The organism is Pseudomonas sp. LM13, assembly GCF_041381355.1.
Taxonomy (GTDB): Bacteria; Pseudomonadota; Gammaproteobacteria; order Pseudomonadales; family Pseudomonadaceae; genus Stutzerimonas; species Stutzerimonas frequens.
On the sequence record NZ_JACBXH010000029.1, the window covers coordinates 1 to 24,740 of the forward strand.

27 protein-coding genes are annotated in these 24,740 nt (G+C 65.5%); 10 read left to right on the forward strand and 17 right to left on the reverse strand.

The annotated features are described in order from the left end of the window. A partial coding sequence (locus tag HZR81_RS16680; protein WP_500128757.1) for an FAD-dependent oxidoreductase occupies nt 1-481 on the forward strand: 481 nt, incomplete at its 5' end. Nucleotides 482-549: 68 nt separating this feature from the next. Here HZR81_RS16680 and HZR81_RS16685 read toward each other — a convergent pair. From HZR81_RS16685 to glyQ, 5 genes are read right to left on the reverse strand one after another with little or no spacing between them, the layout of a single operon-like run. Continuing rightward, nucleotides 550-1,920 (reverse strand): GGDEF domain-containing protein, encoded by a 1,371-nt coding sequence (locus tag HZR81_RS16685; protein ID WP_161612296.1) that lies wholly within the window; start codon nt 1,918-1,920, stop codon nt 550-552. 47 nt (nt 1,921-1,967) lie between these two features. Then, nucleotides 1,968-2,717 (reverse strand): lysophospholipid acyltransferase family protein, encoded by a 750-nt coding sequence (locus HZR81_RS16690; protein ID WP_500128758.1) that lies wholly within the window; start codon nt 2,715-2,717, stop codon nt 1,968-1,970. After that, on the reverse strand, nt 2,714-3,256 hold the full coding sequence (gene gmhB, locus HZR81_RS16695; protein WP_500128786.1) for a D-glycero-beta-D-manno-heptose 1,7-bisphosphate 7-phosphatase: 543 nt from the start codon (nt 3,254-3,256) through the stop codon (nt 2,714-2,716). Before gmhB ends, HZR81_RS16690 begins: the two co-directional genes overlap by 4 nt. A 4-nt stretch (nt 3,257-3,260) precedes the next feature. Continuing rightward, on the reverse strand, nt 3,261-5,315 hold the full coding sequence (gene glyS, locus HZR81_RS16700) for a glycine--tRNA ligase subunit beta (protein ID WP_500128759.1): 2,055 nt from the start codon (nt 5,313-5,315) through the stop codon (nt 3,261-3,263). Then, nucleotides 5,312-6,259 carry a glycine--tRNA ligase subunit alpha gene (glyQ, locus tag HZR81_RS16705; protein WP_003284253.1) on the reverse strand — a complete coding sequence of 316 codons (948 nt, stop codon included), beginning with the start codon at nt 6,257-6,259 and terminating at the stop codon, nt 5,312-5,314. The genes glyS and glyQ overlap by 4 nt, the downstream gene beginning before the upstream one ends. Before the next feature lie 108 nt (nt 6,260-6,367). On the opposite strand from glyQ, the gene HZR81_RS16710 reads away from it, so the two are divergent. The 3 genes from HZR81_RS16710 (at nt 6,368) to HZR81_RS16720 (ending at nt 8,221) form a co-directional block, all read left to right on the forward strand. Beyond that, nucleotides 6,368-6,925 (forward strand): DNA-3-methyladenine glycosylase I, encoded by a 558-nt coding sequence (locus HZR81_RS16710; protein WP_482739168.1) that lies wholly within the window; start codon nt 6,368-6,370, stop codon nt 6,923-6,925. 108 nt (nt 6,926-7,033) lie between these two features. Beyond that, entirely contained in the window at nt 7,034-7,921 is an 888-nt protein-coding gene (locus tag HZR81_RS16715) for a lysophospholipid acyltransferase (RefSeq protein WP_125867581.1), read from the forward strand. Nucleotides 7,922-7,954: 33 nt separating this feature from the next. Continuing rightward, nucleotides 7,955-8,221: a PilZ domain-containing protein gene (locus HZR81_RS16720; RefSeq protein WP_063540267.1), complete on the forward strand. Its 267-nt coding sequence runs from the start codon at nt 7,955-7,957 to the stop codon at nt 8,219-8,221. Nucleotides 8,222-8,228: 7 nt separating this feature from the next. Here HZR81_RS16720 and HZR81_RS16725 read toward each other — a convergent pair whose 3' ends face one another. From HZR81_RS16725 to def, 9 genes are all read right to left on the reverse strand, one after another. Further along, nucleotides 8,229-8,546: a tetratricopeptide repeat protein gene (locus HZR81_RS16725; protein ID WP_014818499.1), complete on the reverse strand. Its 318-nt coding sequence runs from the start codon at nt 8,544-8,546 to the stop codon at nt 8,229-8,231. A gap of 145 nt (nt 8,547-8,691) precedes the next feature. Continuing rightward, complete coding sequence (gene ehuA / locus HZR81_RS16730; protein WP_500128760.1) at nt 8,692-9,528, reverse strand: ectoine/hydroxyectoine ABC transporter ATP-binding protein EhuA; 837 nt, start codon at nt 9,526-9,528, stop codon at nt 8,692-8,694. Next, entirely contained in the window at nt 9,525-10,184 is a 660-nt protein-coding gene (ehuD, locus tag HZR81_RS16735; RefSeq protein WP_102839122.1) for an ectoine/hydroxyectoine ABC transporter permease subunit EhuD, read from the reverse strand. The genes ehuA and ehuD overlap by 4 nt, the downstream gene beginning before the upstream one ends. After that, nucleotides 10,181-10,840: an ectoine/hydroxyectoine ABC transporter permease subunit EhuC gene (gene ehuC, locus HZR81_RS16740; RefSeq protein WP_200596956.1), complete on the reverse strand. Its 660-nt coding sequence runs from the start codon at nt 10,838-10,840 to the stop codon at nt 10,181-10,183. The genes ehuD and ehuC overlap by 4 nt, the downstream gene beginning before the upstream one ends. 121 nt (nt 10,841-10,961) lie before the next feature. Continuing rightward, nucleotides 10,962-11,819 carry an ectoine/hydroxyectoine ABC transporter substrate-binding protein EhuB gene (ehuB, locus tag HZR81_RS16745; RefSeq protein WP_063540272.1) on the reverse strand — a complete coding sequence of 286 codons (858 nt, stop codon included), beginning with the start codon at nt 11,817-11,819 and terminating at the stop codon, nt 10,962-10,964. Between the two features lie 337 nt (nt 11,820-12,156). Next, the gene (trkA, locus tag HZR81_RS16750; protein ID WP_063540273.1) at nt 12,157-13,530 is read right to left on the reverse strand and encodes a Trk system potassium transporter TrkA; all 1,374 of its coding nucleotides are present in this window, start codon (nt 13,528-13,530) and stop codon (nt 12,157-12,159) included. 75 nt (nt 13,531-13,605) lie between these two features. Continuing rightward, nucleotides 13,606-14,928 (reverse strand): 16S rRNA (cytosine(967)-C(5))-methyltransferase RsmB, encoded by a 1,323-nt coding sequence (gene rsmB, locus HZR81_RS16755; RefSeq protein ID WP_161612300.1) that lies wholly within the window; start codon nt 14,926-14,928, stop codon nt 13,606-13,608. After that, nucleotides 14,925-15,869 (reverse strand): methionyl-tRNA formyltransferase, encoded by a 945-nt coding sequence (gene fmt, locus HZR81_RS16760; protein ID WP_500128761.1) that lies wholly within the window; start codon nt 15,867-15,869, stop codon nt 14,925-14,927. The genes rsmB and fmt overlap by 4 nt, the downstream gene beginning before the upstream one ends. Nucleotides 15,870-15,921: 52 nt before the next feature. After that, nucleotides 15,922-16,428, reverse strand: a complete 507-nt coding sequence (gene def / locus HZR81_RS16765; protein WP_045632452.1) for a peptide deformylase — start codon at nt 16,426-16,428, stop codon at nt 15,922-15,924. Nucleotides 16,429-16,576: 148 nt separating this feature from the next. Between def and HZR81_RS16770 the strand changes: the two genes are divergently transcribed. From HZR81_RS16770 to tsaC, 3 genes are all read left to right on the forward strand, one after another. Next, a complete protein-coding gene (locus HZR81_RS16770) occupies nt 16,577-17,602 on the forward strand; it encodes a LysM peptidoglycan-binding domain-containing protein (protein ID WP_500128762.1) in 1,026 nt (341 codons plus the stop codon). Between the two features lie 86 nt (nt 17,603-17,688). Further along, complete coding sequence (gene dprA / locus HZR81_RS16775) at nt 17,689-18,792, forward strand: DNA-processing protein DprA (RefSeq protein ID WP_500128763.1); 1,104 nt, start codon at nt 17,689-17,691, stop codon at nt 18,790-18,792. A 140-nt stretch (nt 18,793-18,932) separates the two neighbouring features. Then, nucleotides 18,933-19,490, forward strand: coding sequence for an L-threonylcarbamoyladenylate synthase type 1 TsaC (gene tsaC / locus HZR81_RS16780; protein WP_500128764.1), 558 nt, complete (start codon nt 18,933-18,935; stop codon nt 19,488-19,490). Nucleotides 19,491-19,544: 54 nt separating this feature from the next. On the opposite strand, the gene HZR81_RS16785 is transcribed toward tsaC, so the two are convergent. Continuing rightward, the gene (locus HZR81_RS16785) at nt 19,545-20,522 is read right to left on the reverse strand and encodes a quinone oxidoreductase family protein (protein ID WP_500128765.1); all 978 of its coding nucleotides are present in this window, start codon (nt 20,520-20,522) and stop codon (nt 19,545-19,547) included. A gap of 153 nt (nt 20,523-20,675) precedes the next feature. Here HZR81_RS16785 and hemF point away from each other — a divergent pair, with 153 nt between their 5' ends. Together hemF and aroE are read left to right on the forward strand one after the other, a co-directional pair. After that, nucleotides 20,676-21,593, forward strand: a complete 918-nt coding sequence (gene hemF / locus HZR81_RS16790; RefSeq protein WP_500128766.1) for an oxygen-dependent coproporphyrinogen oxidase — start codon at nt 20,676-20,678, stop codon at nt 21,591-21,593. Between the two features lie 42 nt (nt 21,594-21,635). Then, entirely contained in the window at nt 21,636-22,448 is an 813-nt protein-coding gene (gene aroE / locus HZR81_RS16795) for a shikimate dehydrogenase (protein WP_500128767.1), read from the forward strand. A gap of 78 nt (nt 22,449-22,526) precedes the next feature. Here the strand turns inward: aroE and HZR81_RS16800 are convergent, their stop codons facing one another. Continuing rightward, the gene (locus tag HZR81_RS16800; RefSeq protein ID WP_063540282.1) at nt 22,527-23,138 is read right to left on the reverse strand and encodes an NAD(P)-dependent oxidoreductase; all 612 of its coding nucleotides are present in this window, start codon (nt 23,136-23,138) and stop codon (nt 22,527-22,529) included. 13 nt (nt 23,139-23,151) lie between these two features. Then, nucleotides 23,152-23,457 carry an ElaB/YgaM/YqjD family protein gene (locus HZR81_RS16805; RefSeq protein ID WP_102839134.1) on the reverse strand — a complete coding sequence of 102 codons (306 nt, stop codon included), beginning with the start codon at nt 23,455-23,457 and terminating at the stop codon, nt 23,152-23,154. A 261-nt stretch (nt 23,458-23,718) separates the two neighbouring features. On the opposite strand from HZR81_RS16805, the gene pbpG reads away from it, so the two are divergent. Then, entirely contained in the window at nt 23,719-24,657 is a 939-nt protein-coding gene (gene pbpG / locus HZR81_RS16810; RefSeq protein ID WP_500128768.1) for a D-alanyl-D-alanine endopeptidase, read from the forward strand. Nucleotides 24,658-24,740 lie beyond the last annotated feature (83 nt).

The following is a 24,740-nucleotide window of genomic DNA, read 5'->3' on the forward strand; positions in this document are numbered from 1 at the left end:
CGGCAACTCCGGTGTGGAAGCGGCCATCGACCTGGCCGGCATCGTCGCCCACGTGACCCTGCTGGAATTCGGCGAAGACCTGCGTGCCGACGCCGTGCTGCAGCGCAAGCTCAACAGCCTGCCCAACGTCCGCGTGCTGAAGATGGCGCAGACCACCGAGGTCAAGGGCGACGGCCAGAAGGTCACCGGCCTGGTCTACAAGGACCGCAACAATGACGAGATGCACGAAGTCGAGCTGGAAGGCATCTTCGTGCAGATCGGCCTGCTGCCCAACAGCGAGTGGCTCAAAGGCACCCTGGAGCTGTCGCGCTTCGGCGAAATCATCGTCGATGCCAAGGGCCAGACCAGCATCCCCGGCGTGTTCGCTGCCGGTGACGTGACCACGGTGCCGTACAAGCAGATCGTGATCGCCGTCGGTGAAGGCGCCAAGGCTTCGCTGAGCGCCTTCGATCACCTGATTCGCAGCTCCGCGCCGGCTTGATCGAAGCGCGAAAAAGAAGGGGAGCAACCGCGAGGTTGCTCCCCTTTTGTTTTTACGGGAGTCTGCTTTCAGCCGGCGTGCAGCACGCAGCGATCGCGCCCGCCGTGCTTGGCCTGATAAAGCGCCTGATCGGCCTGTTGCAGCAGGCGTTCATAGTCCGGATGACCGTCATGGACGGCCATGCCGATGCTGACCGTCACCTGCAGCACGTCGCCGCCGGACAGACGGAAGTGCTCGCGGGCGATGCGCTCGCGCAGCTTCTCCGCCGCCGCCAGCGCCTTGTTGGCATCGATGTCCACCAGCACCAGCAGGAATTCCTCGCCGCCCAGGCGGAACGCATAGTCGCCGCCGCGGGTGTTGCTCGCCAGCAGCGCGCCAACCTGCTGCAGGATCTGGTCGCCGGCATCGTGGCCGTGCGTGTCGTTGATGCGCTTGAAGTGATCGACGTCGATCGCCAGCACACCGAAGGTGTTATTCGACTGGCGCGCGTAGAGCACTTCCTTGGCCATCACTACCGGCAGGAACTTGCGGTTGAGCAGCCGCGTCAGCACGTCACGGCCGGCCTCCAGGTCGTTGGCCTGCTCGAACAGGCTGTCGAGCAGGAACTTGATCGAGCGCGTCTGCTCGCGGATCTGGTGCAGCTTGCTCAGGCGTCCGGCGGCATCTTCCAGCGTGGCGATGGATTTGAGCTCTTCGTCGATCTGCGCGATGTAATCAAGGATGCTCGCGCTTTCCGGCGAACCCTGGAAGGCATGGGATGCCTTGTGGCGAAACCACAGGCCGAATTCGGAACCGGCCAGCTGCGGCAGTGCACCGGTGAGGTTGCCGATGGCCAGGTCGAACATCAGCTGGTTCTCCCAATCCAGCAGTGCGGCGCGCTGGCGCTCCTTCTCGACACCGATGTTCTGCGAAACCGAAAACAGCCGATAGGCCTCTTCCGCCCGCGAATTGCGGTCGTGGGACTGTGAATAGGCGAAGCAGATGATCTCCACCGCCAGATCGATCAGATCGGCGCCCATGCGCGCGGCCTTGCGCCTGACCGGCTCGTCGAGTTCACGCTGTTCCAGCAGCTGGCGCAGGCGCCCCTTGAGCAGCCTGGAACCGCGCAGCACCAGGCTGACCGGTATCTCGATGCGCGCGTGGATATCGCCGACCTTGCGCTGCAGGTCGACTACCGCGTCGAGGTCGCTGTGGGCCGTCGAAGAACAGACCGTGACGATCCATTTCTGCATGGACTGGCCGAGACGGGTCTTGACCTGTTCATGGCTGAGAAAACTGGCCGAATGGGGATCGGCGAGCATCTGCGAATAGAAGTGCTCGGCCAGTTCCTGACTCTTCTCGGCCGACACCGCCTGCAACGCGGCGGCAGCTTCGGCGGGATAGCCGTCCAGCAGGCGCAGCCATTCGGCGACCAGCTGATGGTTGGGTATTTGCTGCATAGGGACTCGCTAGGATGGGCGGGCGTCCCTGCCGGCCCCGGTGTTGATCAGGGGGTCGGGCGACCCTGTGCTTCGAGCTGACTGACCTGCGCGTTGACCCAGTCTTCGGCGCGCTGGTTGAGTTCGGCCACCGCGCGCGGGCCTTCGCTTTCGGCCAGCATCGGTGGGCCGATAACTACCTGGATGGTGCCGGGGCGCTTACCCCAACCAGCCTTCGGCCAGAACATGCCGGCATTGTGGGCGATCGGCAGCACCGGCAGCCCGGCGTTGACTGCCAGTGCCGCACCGCTACGGGAAAACTTCGCGGGTTGGCCGACCGGCGTGCGGGTGCCCTCGGGGAAGATCAGCACCCAGGCGCCCTGCTCCAGACGTTCGTGGCCCTGCTTGGCGACCTGGCGCAGCGCCGCTTTCGGGTTGTCACGGTCGATGGCGATGGGCTTGAGCAGCATGATCGCCCAGCCGAAGAACGGCACTCGCAGCAACTCGCGCTTGAGTACCTGGGTCAGCGGCTCGAAGTACGCCGAGAGAAAGAAGGTCTCCCAGGTGCTCTGATGCTTGGCCAGGATCACGCAAGGGCGAGTCGGCACGTTCTCCGCGCCATGCACCTCGTAGTGCAGGCCGACCAGGGTCTTGCCGAGCCAGACGGCGCAACGACACCAGTTCTGCACCACGAAGCGATAGCGGGCACGAAACGCCATGAAGGGCGCGAACACCAGGCTGACCAGGCACCAGGCGAACGCGGTGAAGGCCAGCAGGAAATAGAACAGGACAATGCGAAGGGGGAACAGGAGGCTCATCGAGAACTCTCGAGTAGATGATCGACTACGGCGGCGAGGTCATCGAAGACCTGTGTGCCGGGCGGCAAGCTGCCTTCCAGCGTCCGCAGGCCCTTGCCGGTCCTGACCAGGTACGGCACGCCGCCCAGCAGCATGCCAGCGTGCAGGTCGCGATGGCTGTCGCCCACTACCGGCACGCCCTTGAGATCCGCCAGGCCGAAGTGCTCGGCGATGGTGCGGAACATTCCGGGCTTGGGCTTGCGGCAGTCGCAAGCGTCATCCGGACCGTGCGGGCAATGCACGATCAGGTCGATGCGCCCGCCCTGCTCCATCACCAGCTGCTGCATTTTGAAATGCATGTCGCCGAGGGTGCTCAGGTCGAACTTGCCGCGCGCCACGCCGGACTGGTTGGTGGCCACCGCCACCGTCCAGCCGGCCTGGCACAGCCGTGCGATCGCCTGCAGCGAGCCCGGGATGGGAATCCACTCGTCCACCGACTTGACGTACTCGTCGGAGTCCTCGTTGATCACGCCGTCCCGGTCCAGCACGATCAGCTTCACGGGCTTAGCCAAGTGCGGAAATATCGGCAACGCCAAGGAACAATCCTCTCAGCCGGGCCAGCAAGGCGTAACGGTTGGCGCGTACCGAAGCGTCTTCGGCGTTCACCAGCACCGCCTCGAAGAAGGCGTCCACCGGACCACGCAGGTGCGCCAGACGCTCCAGCGCCTCACGGTACTGGCGTGCGGCGGCCAGCGGCTGCACGGCCTGTTCGGCCTGCTGGATCGCCGAATACAGCGAGAACTCGGTGGCGTTGTCGAACCAGCGCGGCTCGACCGCTTCCGGCAGCTTGGCCTCGAACTTGGCTAGCAAGTTGGAGACGCGCTTGTTCGCCGCGGCCAGCGCCTCGGCTTCCGGCAATGTGCGGAAGGCCTGCACCGCCTGCACGCGCTGATCGAAGTCCAGCGCCGAACCGGGCTGCACGGCACGCACCGAGAGGTAGGCAGCAACGTCGACACCCTCGTCCTCGTAGCGCGCACGCAGGCGGTCGAAGATGAACTCCAGCACCTGATCGGCGAGCCCGGCCGACTTGACCTGCGTACCGAACTGGCCGATGGCGAAGTTCACCGCTTCGACCAAATCCAGGTCCAGTTGCTTCTCGATGAGGATGCGCAGCACGCCGAGGGCGGCACGGCGCAGGGCGTAGGGGTCCTTGGAGCCGGTCGGTAGCATGCCGATACCGAAGATCCCGACCAGGGTGTCGAGCTTGTCGGCCACGGCCACGGCCGCACCAGTGAGTGTGCTCGGCAGTTCGCCGCCCGCGCCGCGCGGCATGTACTGCTCGTTCAATGCCAGCGCCACGTCTTCCGGCTCACCGTCGTTGAGCGCGTAGTAGTAGCCGGCGATGCCTTGCATTTCCGGGAACTCGCCAACCATTTCGGTGGCCAGGTCGCACTTGCAGAGCAGGCCGGCGCGCGCGGCGCGCTGCTTGTCGCCACCGGTACGTTCGGCGATCAGCCCGGCCAGGCGCGAGACGCGCTCGGCCTTGTCATACACGGTGCCGAGCTGGGCCTGGAACACCACGTTTTTCAGGCGATCGTTGAAGCGTTCCAGCGGCTGCTTCTTGTCCTGCTTGAAGAAGAACTCGGCGTCGGTCAGGCGCGGACGCACGACCTTCTCGTTGCCGGCGACGATCTGCGCCGGGTCCTTCGATTCGATGTTGGCCACGGTGATGAAGCGCGGCAGCAGCTTGCCGTTGGCGTCCAGCAGGCAGAAGTACTTCTGGTTGTCCTGCATGGTGGTGATCAGCGCTTCCTGCGGCACTTCGAGGAAGCGTTCCTCGAACGAGCAGACCAGCGGCACCGGCCACTCGACCAGCGCGGTCACTTCATCGAGCAGCGCCGGCGGCACGATGGCCGTGCCGTTCTGCTCGCCAGCCAGCTGCTCGACGCGCTTGGCGATCAGCTCGCGGCGCTCGGCGAAGTCGGCGATCACATGGGCGCCACGCAGGTCTTCCAGATAGCTGGACGGCTTGGAAATGTGCACCTGGCCTGGGCTGTGGAAGCGGTGGCCGCGGGATTCGCGACCGGCGCGCTGGGCGAGAATCTCGCAATCGATCACCTGCTCACCGAATAGCATCACCAACCACTGGGTCGGGCGGACGAACTCTTCCTTGCGTGCGGCCCAGCGCATGCGCTTGGGGATCGGCAGATCATTCAGCGAGGCTTCGACGATGCCCGGCAGCAACTGGCTGGCGGGCTGGCCTTCGATGGTGCGGCTGAACTTGAGCTTCGGCCCGCTGCGATCGATCTCGGCCAGGTCTACGCCGCACTTGCGGGCAAAGCCCAGGGCGGCCTGGGTCGGCTCACCTTCGGCGTCGAAGGCGGCCTGCAGCGGTGGGCCGTCGAGGTTGATGCTGCGATCCGGCTGCTGGGTCGCCAGCTGCTCGACCAGCACCGCCAGACGGCGCGGCGCGGCGTAGGCCTGCGCTTTGGCGAAGTTCAGGCCGGCGTCCTTCAGGCCCTTCTCGATACCGGCGCAGAAGGCTTCGGCCAGCTTGGCTAGTGCCTTCGGTGGCAGTTCTTCGGTACCCAGTTCGACGAGGAAATCCAGTGCACTCATTCTGCAGCCTCCAGCTTGGCCAGCACTTCGTCACGCAGTTCGGGGGTGGCCATGGGGAAGCCGAGTTTGGCCCGGGCCAGCAGGTAGCTCTGGGCGATCGAACGCGCCAGGCTGCGCACGCGCAGGATGTACTGCTGGCGCGCGGTGACCGAAATGGCGCGACGGGCATCGAGCAGGTTGAAGGTGTGCGAGGCCTTGACCACCATCTCGTAGGCCGGCAGCGGCAGCTCGGCGGCCATCAGCCGGTTGGCTTCGCTCTCGTAGAAGTCGAACAATTCGAACAGCTTCGGCACGTTGGCGTGCTCGAAGTTGTAGGTCGACTGTTCCACCTCGTTCTGGTGGAACACGTCGCCATAGGTCACGGTGCCGAACGGGCCGTCGGCCCAGATCAGGTCGTAGACCGAGTCGACGCCCTGCAGGTACATGGCCAGGCGCTCGAGACCGTAGGTGATCTCACCGGTGACCGGGTAGCACTCGACGCCGCCGACCTGCTGGAAGTAGGTGAACTGGGTGACTTCCATGCCGTTGAGCCACACCTCCCAGCCCAGGCCCCAGGCGCCGAGGGTCGGCGATTCCCAGTTGTCCTCGACGAAACGCACGTCGTGCACCGAGGTGTCGACGCCGATGCGGCGCAGCGACTCCAGGTACAGGTCCTGGATGTTGTCCGGGTTGGGCTTCAACACCACCTGGAACTGGTAGTAGTGCTGCAGGCGGTTGGGGTTTTCGCCGTAGCGACCGTCGGCCGGGCGCCGCGAAGGCTGGACGTAGGCGGCGTTCCAGGTCTCGGGACCGATGGCGCGCAGGAAGGTGGCGGTGTGGAAAGTACCGGCGCCCATTTCCATGTCATAGGGCTGCAGGACCACGCAACCCTGCTCGGCCCAGTAGCTTTGCAGGGCGAGGATCAGGTCTTGGAAGGTGCGCACGGCAGGCGTAGTCTGGCTCAAAATTTCACCTGTGCTGGGCTTCGACAGAAAGCCTCGGAGTATACCCCCCGCATGGCTGCGCTTGCGATGGTTTCGGCCAGCCAGACGTGGTCTGCACAAGGAGACCACATGCCACGTTGCGCCTGGTGCGGCACGGACCCGCTGTACATCGACTACCACGATCGCGAATGGGGCGTACCGGCCCGCGATCCGCAGGTGCTGTTCGAATTTCTGCTGCTCGAAGCCTTCCAGGCCGGGCTGTCCTGGATCACCGTGCTGCGCAAGCGCGAGCGCTACCGGCAGGTGCTGTTCGGTTTCGATGCCGAGCGGCTGGCGCGCATGAGCGATGCCGAGATCGATGAGCGCATGCTGGACCCTGGCATCATCCGCAACCGGCGCAAGCTCGAGGCGGCGCGCAGCAACGCGCGTGCCTGGTTGCAGCTGGAGGACCCGGTGGGTTTCGTCTGGTCCTTCGTTGGCGGCGAGCCGAAGATCAATCGCTTCGAGCGCATCGATCAGGTGCCGGCGGTCTCGCCCGAGGCCGAGGCGATGAGCCGCGCCTTGAAGAAGGCCGGCTTCAGCTTCGTCGGCCCGACCATCTGCTACGCCTACATGCAGGCCTGCGGCATGGTCATGGACCACCTGACCGATTGCGAGCGCTACGCCGACCTGGCCGGCGACGTTTGAAACGCTGCACGCCTGAGCTGCCAGGATGTGCGTCGTTGCCGCCGCTGCGCCTGAAAGCCGGCGACGGTTGCAGGTAGACTAGGCGACCTGAAAATTTCGGAGTGCGGTGTGGAAAAGCTCAAAGGTGCCTTGGTCGTCGGCTCCCTGCGACTCTTCGCTCGACTGCCCTGGCGCATGGTCCAGGGCCTGGGCTCGGCGATCGGTTGGCTGATGTGGAAGCTGCCGAACCGCTCGCGCGAGGTGGCGCGTATCAACCTGCACAAGTGCTTCCCCGAGCTCGACCCGGCGGAGCTCGACGCCCTGCTCGGCCGCACCCTGCGTGAAACCGGCATGACCTTCACCGAAAGCGCCTGCGCCTGGATCTGGCCGGCGGAGAAGACCCTGAGACTGGTTCGTGAGGTCGAGGGTCTCGAGGTGCTGCAGGCGGCGCTGGCCTCGGGCAAGGGCGTGGTCGGCATTACCAGCCACCTGGGCAACTGGGAGGTGCTGAACCACTTCTATTGCGCGCAATGCAAACCGATCATCTTCTACCGCCCGCCGAAGCTGAAGGCAGTGGACGAGTTGCTGCAACAGCAGCGCGTGCAGCTGGGCAACCGGGTCGCGCCGTCGACCCGCGAGGGCATTCTCAGCGTCATCAAGGAAGTCCGCCGTGGCGGTGCGGTGGGCATTCCGGCCGACCCCGAGCCGAGCGAAGGCAGTGGTATCTTCGTGCCCTTCTTCGCCACCCAGGCGCTGACCAGCAAGTTCGTGCCCGGCATGCTCGCCGGCGGCAAGGCGGTTGGGGTGTTCCTTCATGCGTTGCGTCTGGAGGATGGTTCCGGCTACAAGGTCGTCCTCGAGGCCGCGCCCGAAGGGATGTACAGCGAAGATGCGGAAACTGGCGTAGCGGCGATGAGCGCAATGATCGAGAAGTACGTGCGCGCCTATCCCAGCCAGTACATGTGGACCATGAAGCGCTTCAAGAAACGCCCCGCCGGCGAGAAGCGCTGGTACTGATCAGGCTCAAACAACAACGACAGGGACGAGCGCATGCAAAACCAGAGACAGCATCCGCGTACCAACATGAAGTGCCGCATCCGCATCACGCATCCAGCCTTTGGCGAGGTCTTTGCGCAGACCCGTGATCTATCTGATGGCGGTGTCTATGTCCGACATCCGGAGCTGGTGGTGCTGCATCCCGGCGACGAGGTGACCGGCCAGGTGCAGGACCTGCCGATTCCGGCGCCGGAACTGCGGATGGTGGTGATGCGGGTGGATGCCGAAGGGGTCGGCCTGCGGTTTCTGCGCGAAGACTGAGCGCGCGTCAGTCGGGCGTCAGCCGGTCGAGACGGCGCAGGAATACGGTCATTTCCTTTTCCGCCTGCTTGTCGCCCTGGGCGTTCGCCGCGGCGATTCCGCGCTCCCACGCCTGATGGGCGCCGGGCTTGTCGCCGTCGGCCTGCAGCGCCTTGCCCAGCAGTTTCCAGGCAGCGGAGTATTTCGGATCGAGTTCGACGCAGCGGCGCAGGTGCTCTGCCGCCCGCCCCGGCTGCCCGGCATCCATGTAGCCCTTACCGAGGCCGAAACGCAGCATCGGATTGTCCATGCCTTGGGAAAGCATTTTTTCCAGCGATTCGAGCATCTTGAAGACCTTTTCGGTGCAGCGCTCCGGGGCGTTTCCTCACTTTAGTGCATCGCCGCCGCCGGGCAATAGCGGCAGCATACGCCATTGGTCTTAGCTGCTGCGGGGCTTTCGCCGTCTTCGTGTGGGCTGGGTCGCAAGCGGCTCAGTGGGCCTCGTTGACCGCGCTGAGAAACTCCCGGGTGCGTTCCTCGCGCGGGTTGTTGAACAGCTCGTCCGGGCTGCCCTGTTCGTGAATCCGGCCCTGATGGAAGAAGCACACGCGATCGGCGAACTCACGGGCGAAGCCCATCTGGTGGGTCACCATCAGCATCGTCAGGTTGTGCGCCTCGCCGAGGCGGCGGATGACATTGAGCACTTCGCCGCAGAGCTCCGGGTCCAGCGCTGAGGTCACTTCGTCGAACAGCATCACCTTCGGCCGCATCGCCAGTGCGCGGGCAATCGCCACGCGCTGTTGCTGACCGCCAGAGAGTTGCGCCGGGAAGTGTTCGAGCTTGTCTTCCAGGCCGACCATGGCCAGCAGTTCTTCGGCGCGTTCGCGGGCTTCGGCCTTGCTCAGGCCGAGCACCTGGACCGGCGCTTCCATGACGTTCTGCAAGGCGTTCATATGGGGGAACAGGTTGAAGCTCTGGAACACCATGCCGACCTTGCCACGCACCCGTCGCAGGTGACGGGCATTGGCCGGGACCAACTGGCCGCTGGCGTCGGGCATGTGCGTCAGCGGCTCGCCGTCGACCTCGATCAGCCCGTCGTCGATCCCTTCCAGTGTCATCAGCACCCGCAGCAGTGTCGACTTGCCCGAGCCGCTGGGGCCGATGATCGCGACCTTCTCGCCCTCGCGAATCTCCAGATCGAGCCGATCGAGCACGGTCAGCTCGCCGTAGTGCTTGCTCACGCCGGCGAAGCGCACCATCGGTTGCGCTGCCTCGGCTGGTTCGTGAGCGGTGTTCAGTTGTTCTGTGGCAGGCATTGGCGTATTCATCGGGCCAGCTCCATGCGGTTTTCCAGGCGGCGCACGCACCAGGCGAGGCCGAGGCTGAGAATGAGGAAGAACACGCCGACCATGGTGATCGGCTCCAGGTAGCGGAAACTTTCGGAACCGATGTTCTTGGCCCGCTGCATGATTTCGACCACGGTGATCGCCGAAAGCACCGGCGTGTCCTTGAGGATCGAGATCAGGTAGTTGCCCAGCGCCGGCAGTACCGGGCGCAACGCCTGCGGTAGGATCACATCGCGGTAGGCGGTCCAGGGCTTCATGTTCAGCGCGGTGACGGCTTCCCACTGCGAGCGCGGCACCGCATCCAGACCGGCGCGGTAGACCTCGGCGGTGTAGCAGGCGTAATGCAGCGCAATGCCGATGATCCCCGCCTGCATGGCGCTGAGATTGAGGCCATAGTTGGGGAAGACGTAGAACAGGAAATACACCTGGATCAGCAGCGGGGTGCTGCGAATGAACTCGATCAGCCCGGTGATCGGCCAGGACAGCCAGCGTTGGCGGCTGCGGCGGGCGATGGCGAGAAACAGGCCGAGCACCACGGCAATGGCGAAACCGGCCAGGGCAATGCCGATGGTAGTCAGCGAGGCGTCCAGCAGACGCGGCAGGATCTCGCGGGCGAACTGCCAGTCGAAGAAGTTCATGACAGGCCTCCACGCATCCGTCCGCGGGCCAGGCGGCGTTCGAGCTGGCGCATGCCGAAGTTGATCGCCTGTGCCAGGATGAAATAGATGACCAGCGCCAGGCCGAATATCTCCAGCGTCATCAGCGTCGCCTGATCCAGCTGACGGGCACGGAAGGCCAGATCCGACAGGGTGATCAGCGATACCAGCGAGGTGTTCTTCAGCAATTCGATCAGCAGGTTGGTGCCGGGCGGAATCGCCGCGAGCAGTGCCTGCGGCAGGATGATTCGGCGCATGCGCGTCAGCGGCGTCATGTTCAGCGCCTGACAGGCCTCATGCTGGCCCTGGTGTACCGAGCGTATTGCACCGCGCAGCACCTCGGCGCCATAGGCGCCGATGTTCAGGCCCAGGCCGACCACGGCCACGGCGAAGGCGCTCATGGCGATGTTAAACGGCGGCATCGGCAGCACGAAGTACAGCCAGAACAGCTGCACCAGCAGCGATGAGCCGCGGAATACCTCAATGTAAGCGATGGCCAGCCAGCGCAACGGCGCCAGTGGCGAGAGTCGGGCCAGCGCGGCAATCAGCGCGCAGGCAATGGCCAGCAGGGAGCCAAAGAACGTCACCTTCACGGTGATCCAGGCACCCTGCCAGAGCAGAGGAAGCAATTCGATCATGATGGCGCTATCCGGTTTTCCGGAGCGCTGACCGAGGCTGCGCAGCGTGCTACGAAGCCTTGGTCAGCGTTCACAGGCGGGACAGTGGGTCAGTCGCGCCAACCAGCCGCCCCGACGGGCTTCAGGCGCCGCAGAGCTCGGCGGCGGTCTTGTCGGTCAGATTGGAGCGATCGAAACCGAACGGCTCGATGGTCTCGAGGTGCTCGTCGCTGCCCAGCCATTTCTTCAACTCGGCGTTGACCGCATCCCTTAGCGCTTCGTCCTGCGGACGGAATGCCAGTGCGCCATAGCCGGCCCGCGACGGATCGTCCTGGAAGTCATCGATGGCTTCGACATCGTCACCGGCCTTCTGCGCAAGCCCGCGCATGGTCAGCTGGGTGCCGATGGCGGCGTCGGCGCGGCCGCTGCGCACCGCCTGCAGCTGCGAGGTGGTATCGGGCACCTGGAGGATCTGCGAATCCTTGATGCCGGCCTTGCGCGCGTAGCCCAGGTTCACCGTGCCGGACATGATGGCGATCTTCACCTCGGGATTGCCGGCGATGTCCTCGTAGCTGCGCAGATTCTTCGGGTTGCCCTCGGCCACCAGTAGGGTGTCGAGCAGGCGGTAGTGCGGGTCGGTGAACAGCACCTGCTTGCAGCGTTCGGGGGTGATGTACATGCCGGCGGCGATGAGGTCGAAGCGACCGGCACGCAAACCGGGGATCAGCGAGCCCCACTCGGTCAGTACCGGCTTGATGGTGTCGATCTCCATGCGCTCGAAAACCTTGCGCACGATTTCCGGCGATTCGCCGGTGACGCTGCCATCCAGCGCGGTGTAGGCGAACGGCGTCTCGTTGGCGTAGCCGATGCGTACGCTGCTGCTGTCCTTGATCTTTTCCAGGGTATCGGCCTGGGTGAGGCCGGCGAGACCGATGCTGGCCAGGGCGGCACAGCTGATCAGCAGCCGTCGGGAGTGTGTCGTGATAGTGCTGTTCCTCATGGGAGTTTCTCCTGTTCCTTGTAGAGACCCGAGGAATCGGATCGTTATCTGTCTAGGAGTGGTAACTGCATGGACCGTAGTTAAGGACGCCTGCGAAGCGCCAAGGTGCCGCAGGTATTTGCGCGTCGATAGTCTGCATCAATCGAGCGAAGCATCTGGCAACCAGTCCGGAGGGTACAAAAGCTGGACATAAAATGGAAATCTGAGCCTATCTGGCTCGAATTGGCTCGATTGAATAGAAAGCTGTTGCCGAGCCGAGTTTCGTCCGCAAGCGTTGTCGATTGAGAAAACAAAACGGCCCGCCAGGAGGCGGGCCGTTCGTTCGGAGATAGGAAGGTCAGAAGAAGGTCAGGCCAGCCTGGAACAGGCGCTCGACGTCGCGGATGTGCTTCTTGTCGACCAGGAACAGGATGACGTGGTCGCCCGACTCGATCACCGTGTTGTCGTGAGCGATCAGCACCTGCTCATCACGGATCACCGCGCCAATGGTGGCGCCGGGTGGCAGGGCGATCTTGCTGATGGGACGGCCGACGACCTTGCTCGAACGCGAGTCGCCATGGGCGATCACCTCGATGGCTTCGGCCGCGCCGCGGCGCAGCGAGTGGGCGCTGACGATATCGCCACGGCGCACGTGGGTCAGCAGGGTGCCGATGGTGGCGAGCTGCGGGCTGATGGCGATGTCGATCTCGCCGCCCTGCACCAGGTCGACGTAGGCCGGGTTGTTGATGATGCACATGACCTTGCGCGCACCGAGGCGCTTGGCCAGTAGCGAGGACATGATGTTGGCCTCGTCGTCGTTGGTCAGGGCGAGAAACACATCCGCTTCGTTGATGTTCTCTTCCACCAGCAGGTCGCGGTCCGAGGCGCTGCCCTGCAGGATGATGGTGCTGTCCAGGGTGTCGGAGAGGTAGCGGCAGCGCGCCGGGTTCATCTCGATGATCTTGACCTGGTAGCGGCTCTCGATGGCCTCGGCCAGGCGCTCGCCGATGTGCCCGCCGCCAGCGATGACGATGCGCTTGTAGTTCTCGTCGAGCCGGCGCATCTCGCTCATGACCGCGCGAATGTGCCCGCGGGCGGCGATGAAGAACACCTCGTCATCGGCCTCGATCACCGTGTCGCCCTGCGGCAGGATCGCGTGGTTGCGACGGAAGATGGCGGCTACACGGGTATCGACATTGGGCATGTGGCGACGCAGCTGGCGCAGCTCCTGGCCGACCAGTGGTCCGCCGTAGTAGGCGCGCACGGCAACCAGTTGCGCCTTGCCTTCAGCGAAGTCGATCACCTGCAGCGAGCCGGGGTGCTCGATCAGCCGCTTGATGTAGTTGGTGACCACCTGTTCGGGACTGATCAGCACGTCGACCGGGATCGCTTCGTTGTTGAACAGGCCCGAGCGCACCAGATAGGCCGCTTCGCGCACCCGGGCGATCTTGGTCGGCGTATGGAACAGGGTGTAGGCGACCTGACAGGCGACCATGTTGGTTTCGTCGCTGTTGGTCACCGCCACCAGCATGTCGGCGTCGTCGGCACCGGCCTGGCGCAGCACCGTGGGAAAAGAGCCGCGGCCCTGGATGGTACGGATGTCCAGGCGGTCGCCGAGATCGCGCAGGCGATCGCCGTCGGTGTCCACCACGGTGATGTCGTTGGCTTCGCTGGCGAGGTGCTCGGCGAGGGTACCGCCGACTTGGCCGGCGCCGAGAATGATGATCTTCACGCGATCACTCCTGAGAGGCGGGCGCTTGCCGCCGCTTCCATGTTTGGCCCGCGCGCATTGCGCTGGGGTTTCGACTCAGCCACTGACGCCACGTGGCTGCGCCGCGATCTTGATCAGCTTGGCATAGTAGAAGCCGTCGTGGCCGTCCTGCTGCGGCAGCAGCTGGCGGCCGTGCGGCTGCGTCAGGCCGAAGCCAGGCGGCAGATCCAGCTCGCGCGCGCCCGGTGTGCGCTCGAGGAAGGCGCCGATCACCTCGCGGTTCTCGGTCGGCAGCACCGAGCAGGTGGCGTAGAGCAGCACGCCGCCGACCTCCAGAGTCGGCCACAGCGCATCGAGCATCTCGCCCTGCAGGGCGGCCAGCGGAGCGATGTCCTCGGCCTGGCGGGTCAGCTTGATATCCGGATGCCGGCGGATCACACCGGTGGCCGAGCACGGCGCATCGAGCAGGATGCGCTGGAACGGCTTGCCATCCCACCACTGCGCGGTAGCGCGGGCATCGGCGGCGACCAGCTCGGCATCGAGCTGCAGGCGTGCGAGATTCTCCTGCACCCGTGCCAGACGCTTGGGCTCGAGATCCAGAGCGATCAGTCCGGCCAACTGCGGCTCGCGCTCGAGCAGGTGGCAGGTCTTGCCGCCCGGCGCGCAGCAGGCGTCCAGCACGCGCTGGCCGGGCGCCAGATCGAGCAGTCCGGCCGCCAGCTGGGCGGCCTCGTCCTGCACGCTGACCCGTCCTTCGGCGAAGCCGGGCAGCTGCTGCACGTCGCAGGGGCTGGCGAGCCGGATGCCGTCTTCGCTGAATTCGCAGGGGTGGGCTTCGATGCCGGCAGTTTGCAGCTCGGCCAGGTATCCGTCCCGGCTGACCTGCCGGCGATTGACCCGCAGCATCATCGGCGGGTGCGCGTTGTTGGCCGCGCAGATCGCTTCCCAGTGCTCGGGCCAGTGCGCCTTGAGCGCCTTCTGCAACCAGCGCGGATGGGCGACGCGAATCACCGGGTCGTGTTCCAGTTCTACCAGCAGCGCTTCGCCTTCGCGCTGGGCGCGGCGCAGCACGGCGTTGAGCAGGCCCTTGGCCCAGGGCTTCTTCAGCTTGTCGACGCAACCGACGGTTTCGCCGATGGCGGCATGGGCTGGGATGCGGGTATGCAGCAGCTGATAGAGGCCGACCAGCAGCAATGCTTCGACATCGCGGTCGGCGGCCTTGAACGGCTTCTGCAACAGTTTGTTGGCCAGCCCGGCCAGCCGTGGCTGCCAGCGCGCGGTGCCAAAGGCCAGCTCCTGGGTCAGGCCGCGGTCGCGGGCGTCGACCTTGCCCAAGACCTCCGGCAGGCTGCTGCCCAGCGAGGCCTTGCCCGAGAGCACGACGCTCAGCGCACGGGCGGCGGCCAGACGCGGGTTCATTGACCGAGCACCAGGCCGGGGGCGAACTGCTCGCGGCGACTGTTGTACAGGTCGGCGAAGCCTAGCGGTTTGCCGCCAGGCAGCTGCAGGCGGGTCAGGCGCAGGGCGCCGCTGCCGCAGGCAACCGTCAGTCCTTCCTTGCTCGCTTCGAGGATGCGGCCGGGCTCGCCGCGGCCTTCGCCGAGCCGCGCCGCGTGAATCTTCAGCGTTTCGCCGGCCAGCGTGCTGTGGCAGATCGGCCAGGGATGAAAGGCGCGGATCAGCCGCTCCAGCTCGACGGCCGGGCGCGTCCAGTCGATGCGCGCCTCGTCCTTGCTCAGCTTGTGCGCATAGGTGGCCAGACTGTCGTCCTGTACGTCGGGCGTCAGGGTGCCAGCGGCCAGGGCGTCGACGGCCTGCACCACGGCTTGCGAGCCGAGCAAGGCGAGACGGTCGTGCAGCGAGCCGCCGGTGTCGTCGTCACCGATCGGCGTGCTGACCTTGAGCAGCATCGGACCGGTGTCCAGGCCCGCTTCCATCTGCATCACGGTGACGCCGGATTCGCTGTCACCGGTCTCGATGGCGCGCTGGATCGGCGCGGCACCACGCCAGCGCGGCAACAGCGAGGCATGGCTGTTGATGCAGCCCAGGCGCGGCAGGTCGAGCACCGCCTGCGGCAGGATCAGGCCGTAGGCGACCACCACCATCAGGTCCGCCTGCAGGGTTGCCAGCTGTGCCTGCGCAGCCGGGTCACGCAGGGTCTGCGGCTGGAATACCGGGATGTCGTGCTGCACCGCGAGCTGCTTGACCGGGCTGGGCATCAGCTTCTGGCCGCGACCGGCGGGGCGATCCGGCTGGGTGTAGACAGCAACGATCGACTTGCCCGCATCGAGCAGTGCCTGCAGGTGCTGGGCGGCGAATTCCGGGGTGCCGGCGAAAACGATGCGCAAGGGCTGGGTCATGGGGGCTCGCTAAGAAAAAGGCTTGCCGTAGCAAGCCTTCGAGGTTCGGGGATCAAGCCTGCTGGCGGTGGATCTTTTCCAGCTTCTTCTTGATCCGGTCGCGCTTGAGGCTGGACAGGTAGTCGACGAACAGTTTGCCGTTGAGGTGATCGCATTCGTGCTGGATGCACACCGCAAGCAGGCCTTCGGCGACCAGCTCGTAGGGCTTGCCGTCGCGGTCCAGTGCCTTGATGCGCACCTTCTGCGGACGATCGACGTTCTCGTAGAAGCCCGGGACCGACAGACAGCCTTCCTGATACTGGTCCATCTCGTCGGTCAGCGATTCGAATTCGGGATTGATGAAAACCCGCGGCTCGGACCGGTCTTCGGACAGGTCCATCACCACCACGCGCTTGTGCACATTGACCTGCGTCGCGGCCAGGCCGATGCCCGGAGCCTCGTACATGGTCTCGAACATGTCATCGATCAGCTGACGGATCTCGTCATCGACCACATCCACCGGTTTGGCGATGGTGCGCAGCCGCGGATCGGGAAATTCAAGGATGTTCAGAATGGCCATATGCGTTTGTGATGCACTTATGGAATAAAGTCAAAAGCCGCTGCTAAGATGCCGAGCAGCATGGAAAACGGCTTAATGCCGCGATCCACAAGGGTTCCGCGGCGCTAGGGCGCTTTACGTGAAGGCACATAATAAAGGGATTCACCACATGAGGAAATCACTACTCGCCCTGCTCCTGGTGGCCGTCGGCGGGCTCGCGCAGGCCGCGGTGCAGCTCAAGGACAATCATCCGGAGCGCTATACCGTGGTGAAGGGCGACACACTCTGGGACATCTCCGGCCGCTTCCTGCGCGAGCCGTGGAAATGGCCGGAGCTGTGGCATGCCAACCCGCAGATCGCCAACCCTCATCTGATCTATCCCGGCGACACCCTGAGCCTGGTCTACGTTGACGGCCAGCCGCGACTGGTTCTGGACCGCGGCGCCTCGCGCGGCACCATCAAACTGTCGCCCACCGTGCGCACCACGCCAATGGCCGAAGCCATCCCGACCATCCCACTGGAGGCGATCAACAGCTTCCTGCTGAGCAACCGCATCATCGACACTGCCGAGCAGTTCCAGGGCGCGCCGTACATCGTCGCCGGCAATGCCGAGCGGGTGATCAGCGGTGCCGGTGATCGCATCTACGGCCGCGGCGCATTCGAGGCGAACATGCCGGCCTACGGCATCTTCCGCCAGGGCAAGACCTACCTCGATCCGGAAACCGGCGAGTTCCTCGGCATCAACGCCGACGATGTCGGCTCCGTCGAGATCCTCGAGATCGAAGGCGACATCGCCACCATGCAGCTGACCCGTACCACCCAGGAAGCGCGCATCGGTGATCGCCTGTTCCCCGGCGAGGAGCGTGCGGTCAACTCCACCTTCATGCCGAGCGCCCCGTCCACCCAGGTCGAAGGTGTGATTCTCGATGTACCGCGTGGCGTCACCCAGATCGGCCAGTTCCACGTGGTCACGCTGAACAAGGGTGCTCGCGACGGTCTGCAGGACGGCAACGTGCTGGCGGTGTACAAGACCGGCGAAACCGTGCGCGATCGCGTGACCGGCGAGAACGTGAAGATTCCGGACGAGCGTTCCGGTCTGTTGATGGTGTTCCGCACCTACGACAAGCTCAGCTACGGCCTGATATTGCAGGCCACCCGCTCGCTGGCAGTGAGCGACAAGGTTCGTAACCCCTGAACAAGAGAGCCCCGCGAAAGCGGGGCTTTTTCATGCTGTGCCAAACACCGCACGGATGCGGTGCAACGAGACAAGGAGTGTTCACCATGCCTGCCATATCCCCTGCCGAGCTGGAAGCTCGGCTGCGTCTGCATCTGCTGCCCGAGCTGGGACCGCGTCGTTTGCGCAAGTTGCTGAGCGCCTTTCCCGATGCCGCTTCGGCACTCAGCGCACCGGCCAGCGCCTGGCGCTCGCTGGGCCTGCCGGCCAGCTGCGCCGAACCGCGCCGCAGCAGTGAGATTCGCGAGCGCGCCAGTGCCGCCCTCGCCTGGCTGGAGCAGCCGGACCGGCATCTGCTCTGTTGGGACGATCCCAACTACCCTGCCCTGCTGGCTGAATTGCCGGATGCGCCACCCCTGCTGTTCATCGCTGGCGATCCGGCCCTGCTCGAGCGACCGCAGCTGGCGATGGTGGGTAGTCGTCGCGCCTCGCGCCACGGTCTGGACAATGCCCGGGCGTTCGCACGCAGTCTGGCTGCTGGTGGCTTCGTCATCACCAGCGGTCTGGCGCTGGGCATCGACGGCGCCGCGCACCAGGGCGCGCTGGAAGCGGGCGGCAAGACCGTCGCGGTGCTCGGTACCGGCCTCGAACGGCTGTATCCGCAGCGTCACGTCGGCCTTGCCCAGCAGATCCTCGACGGAGGTGGTGCGCTGGTGTCCGAGTTACCGCTGGACTGCCCACCGCAGGCAAGCAACTTTCCGCGGCGCAATCGCATCATCAGCGGTCTTTCGCTGGGTGTGCTGGTGGTCGAGGCGAGTCCGTCCAGTGGTTCGCTGATCACCGCGCGACTCGCTGCCGAGCAGGGCCGTGAAGTCTATGCGATTCCCGGTTCGATCCATCATCCCGGCGCCCGTGGTTGCCATCAGCTGATCCGCCAGGGTGCCGCGCTGGTGGAGTCGGTCGACGATGTGCTCGAAGCCCTGCGTGGCTGGCAGCGCGTCGAGTTGCCTGCCGGCGCAGACCCAGCGCCGACACCGGACAACCCGCTGTTACGCGAGCTACTGGCCGCGCCGCGTAGCAGCGAAGCACTGGCCATGGCGCTCGATCAGCCGCTGGGCCAGTTGCTGGCGCAGCTGACCGAGCTCGAGGTGGAAGGCCGGGTCGCTTGCGACAACGGCCTCTGGTCGGTGCTTGTGCCCTACCCTTCGTAGCGATGGGTGCGGCCTGATCCGTTTGCTGGTTCAGGTGCCGCCTGCCAGTTGCAGCTTGTTGCGAAACAGTTCAGGCGCCCCCTGCTCGGTACAAGGCGCGTTGGGTACACTGCCGGCTTTTCATCCAGGCAGAGGTCGGCATGATTGGCGATTGGCGTGTGCAGCAGGTGGCGCGGGTGGTTCGCGCCGGCGGAGTGATCGCCTACCCGACCGAAGCGGTCTGGGGCGTCGGTTGCGACCCGTGGGACGAAGAGGCGGTGATGCGCTTGCTGGCGCTCAAGGAGCGGCCGGTGGAAAAGGGCCTGATCCTGATCGCCGACAGCATCGAGCAGTTCGATTTCCTGCTGGAGGATCTGCCCGAGCGTTGGCTCGATCGCCTGGCCGGAACCTGGCCGGGGCCGAACACTTGGCTGGTGCCGCATCGCGGTCGCTTGCCGGAGTGGATCACCGGGCGGCACGACAGCGTCGCGCTGCGCGTTACCGATCATCCGCTGGTCAAGCGTCTCTGCGCGCTGACCGGGCCGCTGGTGTCGACCTCGGCCAACCCGGCCGGTCGGCCCGCGGCGCGCTCGCGGCTGCGGGTCGAGCAGTATTTCCCGCGTCAGCTCGACGCCGTGTTCACCGGCCCGCTGGGTGGACGGCGCAACCCCAGCGTCATTCGCGATCTGCGCACCGGCGAAGTGATTCGTCCGGCCTGAACCGGCGCTGAAACCCGCTGAGCGGCTGCCCCTATAAGGACAGCCGGAGCGGCGTCAGGGCAGCAGTATTGTCGAGCCGGTGGTTTCCCCCGCCGCCAGTTTGCGCTGGGCTTCGGCCGCTTCGCTGAGCGGGTAGCGCTGGCCGATCTCGACCTGGATCTTGCCGCTGCCGATCATCTCGAACAGTTCATCGGCCATGGCCTGCAGACGCTCCGGCGTGTCGGCGTAGCCGGCCAGGGTAGGCCGGGTGACGAACAGCGAGCCCTTTTGCGCCAGTACCCCGAGGTTGACCCCGGTGACGGCGCCGGAGGCGTTGCCGAAGCTGACCAGCAGGCCGCGCGGGGCGACGCAATCGAGGGAAACTTCCCAGCTGCTCTTGCCCACCGAGTCATAGACCACCGGGCACTTCCTGCCTTCGGTCAGCTCCAGCACGCGCTGCACCACGTCCTCGCGGCTGCGATCGATGGTGGCCCAGGCGCCGAGGGCCTTGGCCCGCTCGGCCTTTTCAGCCGAGCCGACCACGCCGATCAACTGTGCGCCCAGTGCGCGAGCCCACTGACAGGCGATCGATCCGACACCGCCGGCGGCAGCATGGAACAGCACTGTCTCGCCGGCCTGCAACGGATGGATCTGGCGTAGCAGATACTGGCAGGTCAGGCCCTTGAGCATGACCGCGGCCGCCTGCTCGTAGCTGATTGCGTCCGGCAGTTTGACCAGGTGCCGAGCCGGCAGTGTGTGGTACTCGCCATAGGCACCCAGCGGGCCGGTGGCATAGGCGACCCGGTCGCCGGGCTGCAGGTGCTGCACGCCCTCGCCCACCGCGTCGACCACGCCGGCACCCTCGGTGCCCAGGCCGGACGGCAGGCTCGGCGGCTGGTACAGGCCGCTGCGGAAATAGGTGTCGATGAAGTTCAGGCCGATGGCGTGATTGCGCACCCGTATCTCGCCCGCAGCCGGCGCGCCGAGAGGCACATCGACCTGTTCCAGGACTTCGGGACCGCCGTGCTGGCTGAATTGGATGCGCTGAGACATGTCTGGCTCCTGGACGTTGAAAGAGCGCCTATCCAACCCGCCGGGGCTGCGTTCGTCAATCGGGCTGATGCTATGCTTGCCGGCCGACCCCCGTTTCAAGCACCGCTCAGCCATGCGCCGCTGGCTGCGTGCGGTCATTCGCAAGGTGATTTCGTGAACGACAGGACCGAAGCCGTCAAAGCCTATCTGTTCGATCTGCAGGACCGAATCTGTGCCGCACTGGAGGCCGAAGACGGTGGTGCGCGCTTCGTCGAGGATGCCTGGACGCGGCCTGGCGGCGGTGGCGGCCGGACGCGGGTGATCGAGAATGGCGCGCTGATCGAGAAAGGCGGAGTGAACTTCTCCCATGTGCATGGCGACAGCCTGCCGCCTTCGGCCAGTGCCCATCGCCCGGAGTTGGCCGGGCGCAGCTTCGAGGCGCTCGGCGTGTCGCTGGTGATCCATCCGCACAACCCCTACGTGCCGACCTCCCATGCCAACGTGCGCTTCTTCATTGCCGAGAAGGAAGGCGAGGAGCCGGTCTGGTGGTTCGGCGGCGGCTTCGACCTGACGCCCTACTACGGCGCCGAGGAAGACTGCGTGCACTGGCATCGGGTCGCGCGGGACGCCTGCGCCCCCTTCGGTGCGGATGTCTATCCGCGCTACAAGGAATGGTGCGATCGCTATTTCCACATCAAGCACCGCCACGAGCCGCGTGGCGTCGGCGGGTTGTTCTTCGACGACCTGAACCAGTGGGATTTCGACACCAGTTTCGCCTTCATGCGCGCGGTTGGCGATGCCTATCTCAACGCCTACCTGCCCATCGTCCAGCGGCGCAAGGCCACGCCGTTCGGCGAGCGCGAGCGGCAGTTCCAGCTGCTGCGCCGCGGCCGCTACGTCGAATACAACCTGGTCTACGACCGCGGCACGCTGTTCGGCCTGCAGTCCGGCGGGCGCACCGAATCCATCCTGATGTCGTTGCCGCCGCAGGTGGCCTGGGGCTATGACAAGCACCCCGAGCCGGGTTCGCCGGAAGCGCGGCTGACCGAGTATTTCCTCAAGGACCGCGACTGGCTGGCCGAGCAGCCCTGACCTTCGACTGCTACCTGCACCCCACACAGCAAGGATTCACCCATGGACCGCTACGGCGTCTTCGGCAACCCCATCGGCCACAGCAAGTCACCGCAGATTCACACGCTGTTCGCCGCACAGACCGGCCAGGCGCTGAGCTATGAGCCGCTGCTGGCGCCGCTGGATGACTTCCCGGCGTACGCTCGGGCCTTCTTTCGCGACGGTTTAGGCGCCAACGTGACCGTGCCGTTCAAGGAGCAGGCCTATCGCATGGCCGATGAGCTGACCGAGCGCGCCCGCCGCGCCGGTGCGGTGAACACCCTGAAGAAGCTGGAGGATGGGCGCCTGCTCGGAGACAACACCGATGGCGCCGGGCTGGTCGCCGACCTGCTCAATGCCGGCCTGGCCCTGAGCGGGCAGCGCATCCTGCTGCTCGGCGCCGGTGGCGCGGTGCGCGGCGTGCTGGCACCGCTGCTGGCGCATCGGCCGGCTGAATTGATCATTGCCAATCGCACGACGAGCAAGGCCGAGCAGCTGGTGCAGGAGTTCGCCGAACTCGGGCCGTTGTCCGCCCGCGGCTTCACCGAACTTGCCGAACCGGTCGATTTGATCGTCAACGGCACGTCGGCCAGCCTTGGCGGCGAGCTGCCACCGCTGGCCGACAGCCTGATCAATACCGGCCGGACCTTCTGTTACGACATGATGTACAGCGCCGAGCCGACGCCGTTCTGCCGCTGGGCCGCGGCGCTGGGCGCGACCACCCGCGACGGGTTGGGCATGCTGGTGGAGCAGGCGGCGGAAGCCTTCGAGCTCTGGCGTGGCGTGCGCCCGAATACCTCGCCGGTACTGGCCGAACTACGGCGGCAGTTGGGCTGAAGAACTTTTGGCGCGGTCACGTCTCGCTGACCGTTGCGCTGCTCAATCCTGGACCATGAGCAACTGACAGAACGGCCGCTAGCTGCGGAAATGGATGCGCTGGTGCAGGTGCTGCGGACGTTCCAGCTCGTCGACGATGCCGGCGGCGATGCGCTGCAAGTCGCGGTAGGGATTGGCCTCGCCCTTGCCAGCGGCCTCGGCTAGTGCCTCGACGGTCAGCTGGTTGCCGGCCGGCGGCGCATCCACCAGTGTCCAGTCGAGGGGGTGGGCAGCGAGTCGCTGCAGGGCGGCCTCGACTTCCGGTTGCCGCTCGATGGCCGGAAAGTCGGCGATCAGCAGCAGCCGCTCGACGCCGACCCGCTGCAGCCCGAGCAGTAATGCCTCCACCGCCTGGTAGAAATCGCGCCGCGGCGACTCGCCGGTGATGGCATCGGTGCTGGGCAGGCGCGGCGTGTGGTACAGGCAGATCACCGCATCCATCCCTGCCACGCTTTCGCTGACGCTCAGTGGATCGAACAGGTCGCCCGGCTTGGTCCGCAGACCCGGCCGGGCGGATAAGGAGTTGAGATCGTCCAATAGCGCCACGGCCTCGTGCTGGCGGCTGAGCAGCTCGACCAGCAGCGCACTGCCGAGATCGTCATGCGCACCGTAGACGGCGAACTTGAGCCGTGGCGTTTCGGCGTTGAGCATGGCGCGTGGCCGGTCAGCGGCGGCTGACTAGGTAGCCGATCAGGGCGAAGGCGCCGGCGGCCAGGGCCAGGGTGCCCAGCGGATGCTCCTTGGCACAGTCGCGCGCGGCGCGGCTGGCTTCACGGGTGCGCCGGGACAGGTCGGCATAGTGCTCGTCCCAGTGCTGGTCGTGCCAGAGCGACTCGGCGCGCGAGCGCAGGGTGTTGAGGCGATGACGGGAGTCGCGGCTGGCATCGTGCTTGAGCTCGTCGAGTGCACGCATCAGGCTGTCGATCTCGCGTTGGACTTCTTCGCGGGTGGTGGGCTTGTGGCTGAACATGGCGGGACCTCCCCTCGGTAAGTGTGAGGGTTTGACCTCGAAAATCCGCAGAGGTGCGGCCCGGGGCCTTGGCCCGGCAGCCCGAATGGCGCGGCAAGGTGTCTCGGTTCGGCCGTTACGCCGGTGCTGCTTCCGACGAACCGTTCATCGGCTGCAGGCGAGTCGCCAGGCGATTCCCTATACTGCGTCACATTGTCCACAGGGGTCGTCTACAGCGGCGCATTCCGCGTCCCGTGCCCCTTCATCGCGGGGAAACCAATCGTGAAATTTCGTCGTACGTTGGCCAGCCTGTTGTTCACCTGCCTGGCCACGTTGCCGCTTGCCCATGTCCAGGCCGCCAAGCCGGCCATGCAGGAACTCGCTTCCGGCAGCGCCCTGCTGGTCGATCTGAAGACCAACGAAGTGCTCTATTCCAGCAATCCGGACATGGTCGTGCCGATCGCCTCGGTAACCAAGCTGATGACCGCCATGGTCGTGCTCGATGCCAAGCTGCCGCTGGACCAGGCGTTGCCGGTGACCATCCGTGAGACCAAGGAAATGCAGGGCGTGTTCTCGCGCGTGCGCATCGGCAGCGAGATCAGCCGCCGCGAAATGCTGCTGCTGACCCTGATGTCTTCCGAGAACCGCGCCGCCGCGAGCCTCGCCCACCATTACCCGGGCGGCTACTCGGCCTTCATCCGGGCGATGAATGCCAAGGCGCGGGCGCTGGGCATGAGCCGCACTCACTATGTCGAGCCCACCGGCCTTTCCGAACGCAACGTCTCCAGTGCCAACGACCTGGTCAAGCTGATCCGCGCCAGCCGCCAGTACCCGCTGATCCAGCAGTTCAGCACGACCGGCGAGAAGACCGTGGCTTTCCGTAAGCCCAATTACACCCTCGGCTTTCGCAACACCAATGCCCTGGTGCGCAAGAACAACTGGGACATCCAGCTGAGCAAGACCGGCTTCACCAATGCAGCCGGGCATTGCCTGGTGATGAGCACCACCATGAAGCAGCGCCCGGTGGCCTTCGTGGTGCTCGACGCGTTCGGCAAGTACACCCACATGGCCGACGCCAACCGGCTGAAGAAGTGGCTGGAAACCGGCACCGTGACGCCGGTACCAGCCGCGGCGCTGGCCTACAAGCAGCAGAAGCAGGCGCAGCGCCAACTGGCCGGCCAGCCCGCCGATGCGGCGCAGGCGCTGCTCGACGCCCGCTGAGGTCCGCCGTTCGCTGCGTGACGATGGCGTCGCGCAGCGAACCTGACCGACTGACCTGACGATCAGCGAGCATTCTTGAGTTT

Bases quoted from the DNA above. Each gene is read 5' to 3' on its own strand.
- fmt (WP_500128761.1), bottom strand. From the start codon at position 15,869: ATGACCCAGCCCTTGCGCATCGTTTTCGCCGGCACCCCGGAATTCGCC.
- HZR81_RS16710 (WP_482739168.1), top strand. From the start codon at position 6,368: ATGCCACGTTGCGCCTGGTGCGGCACGGACCCGCTGTACATCGACTAC.
- ehuC (WP_200596956.1), bottom strand. From the start codon at position 10,840: ATGATCGAATTGCTTCCTCTGCTCTGGCAGGGTGCCTGGATCACCGTG.
- HZR81_RS16685 (WP_161612296.1), bottom strand. From the start codon at position 1,920: ATGCAGCAAATACCCAACCATCAGCTGGTCGCCGAATGGCTGCGCCTG.
- HZR81_RS16800 (WP_063540282.1), bottom strand. From the start codon at position 23,138: ATGCTCAACGCCGAAACGCCACGGCTCAAGTTCGCCGTCTACGGTGCG.
- tsaC (WP_500128764.1), top strand. From the start codon at position 18,933: ATGATTGGCGATTGGCGTGTGCAGCAGGTGGCGCGGGTGGTTCGCGCC.
- HZR81_RS16725 (WP_014818499.1), bottom strand. From the start codon at position 8,546: ATGCTCGAATCGCTGGAAAAAATGCTTTCCCAAGGCATGGACAATCCG.
- glyS (WP_500128759.1), bottom strand. From the start codon at position 5,315: ATGAGTGCACTGGATTTCCTCGTCGAACTGGGTACCGAAGAACTGCCA.
- ehuD (WP_102839122.1), bottom strand. From the start codon at position 10,184: ATGAACTTCTTCGACTGGCAGTTCGCCCGCGAGATCCTGCCGCGTCTG.
- ehuB (WP_063540272.1), bottom strand. From the start codon at position 11,819: ATGAGGAACAGCACTATCACGACACACTCCCGACGGCTGCTGATCAGC.
- rsmB (WP_161612300.1), bottom strand. From the start codon at position 14,928: ATGAACCCGCGTCTGGCCGCCGCCCGTGCGCTGAGCGTCGTGCTCTCG.
- def (WP_045632452.1), bottom strand. From the start codon at position 16,428: ATGGCCATTCTGAACATCCTTGAATTTCCCGATCCGCGGCTGCGCACC.
- aroE (WP_500128767.1), top strand. From the start codon at position 21,636: ATGGACCGCTACGGCGTCTTCGGCAACCCCATCGGCCACAGCAAGTCA.
- dprA (WP_500128763.1), top strand. From the start codon at position 17,689: ATGCCTGCCATATCCCCTGCCGAGCTGGAAGCTCGGCTGCGTCTGCAT.
- HZR81_RS16785 (WP_500128765.1), bottom strand. From the start codon at position 20,522: ATGTCTCAGCGCATCCAATTCAGCCAGCACGGCGGTCCCGAAGTCCTG.
- HZR81_RS16770 (WP_500128762.1), top strand. From the start codon at position 16,577: ATGAGGAAATCACTACTCGCCCTGCTCCTGGTGGCCGTCGGCGGGCTC.
- HZR81_RS16690 (WP_500128758.1), bottom strand. From the start codon at position 2,717: ATGAGCCTCCTGTTCCCCCTTCGCATTGTCCTGTTCTATTTCCTGCTG.
- ehuA (WP_500128760.1), bottom strand. From the start codon at position 9,528: ATGAATACGCCAATGCCTGCCACAGAACAACTGAACACCGCTCACGAA.
- HZR81_RS16805 (WP_102839134.1), bottom strand. From the start codon at position 23,457: ATGTTCAGCCACAAGCCCACCACCCGCGAAGAAGTCCAACGCGAGATC.
- HZR81_RS16720 (WP_063540267.1), top strand. From the start codon at position 7,955: ATGCAAAACCAGAGACAGCATCCGCGTACCAACATGAAGTGCCGCATC.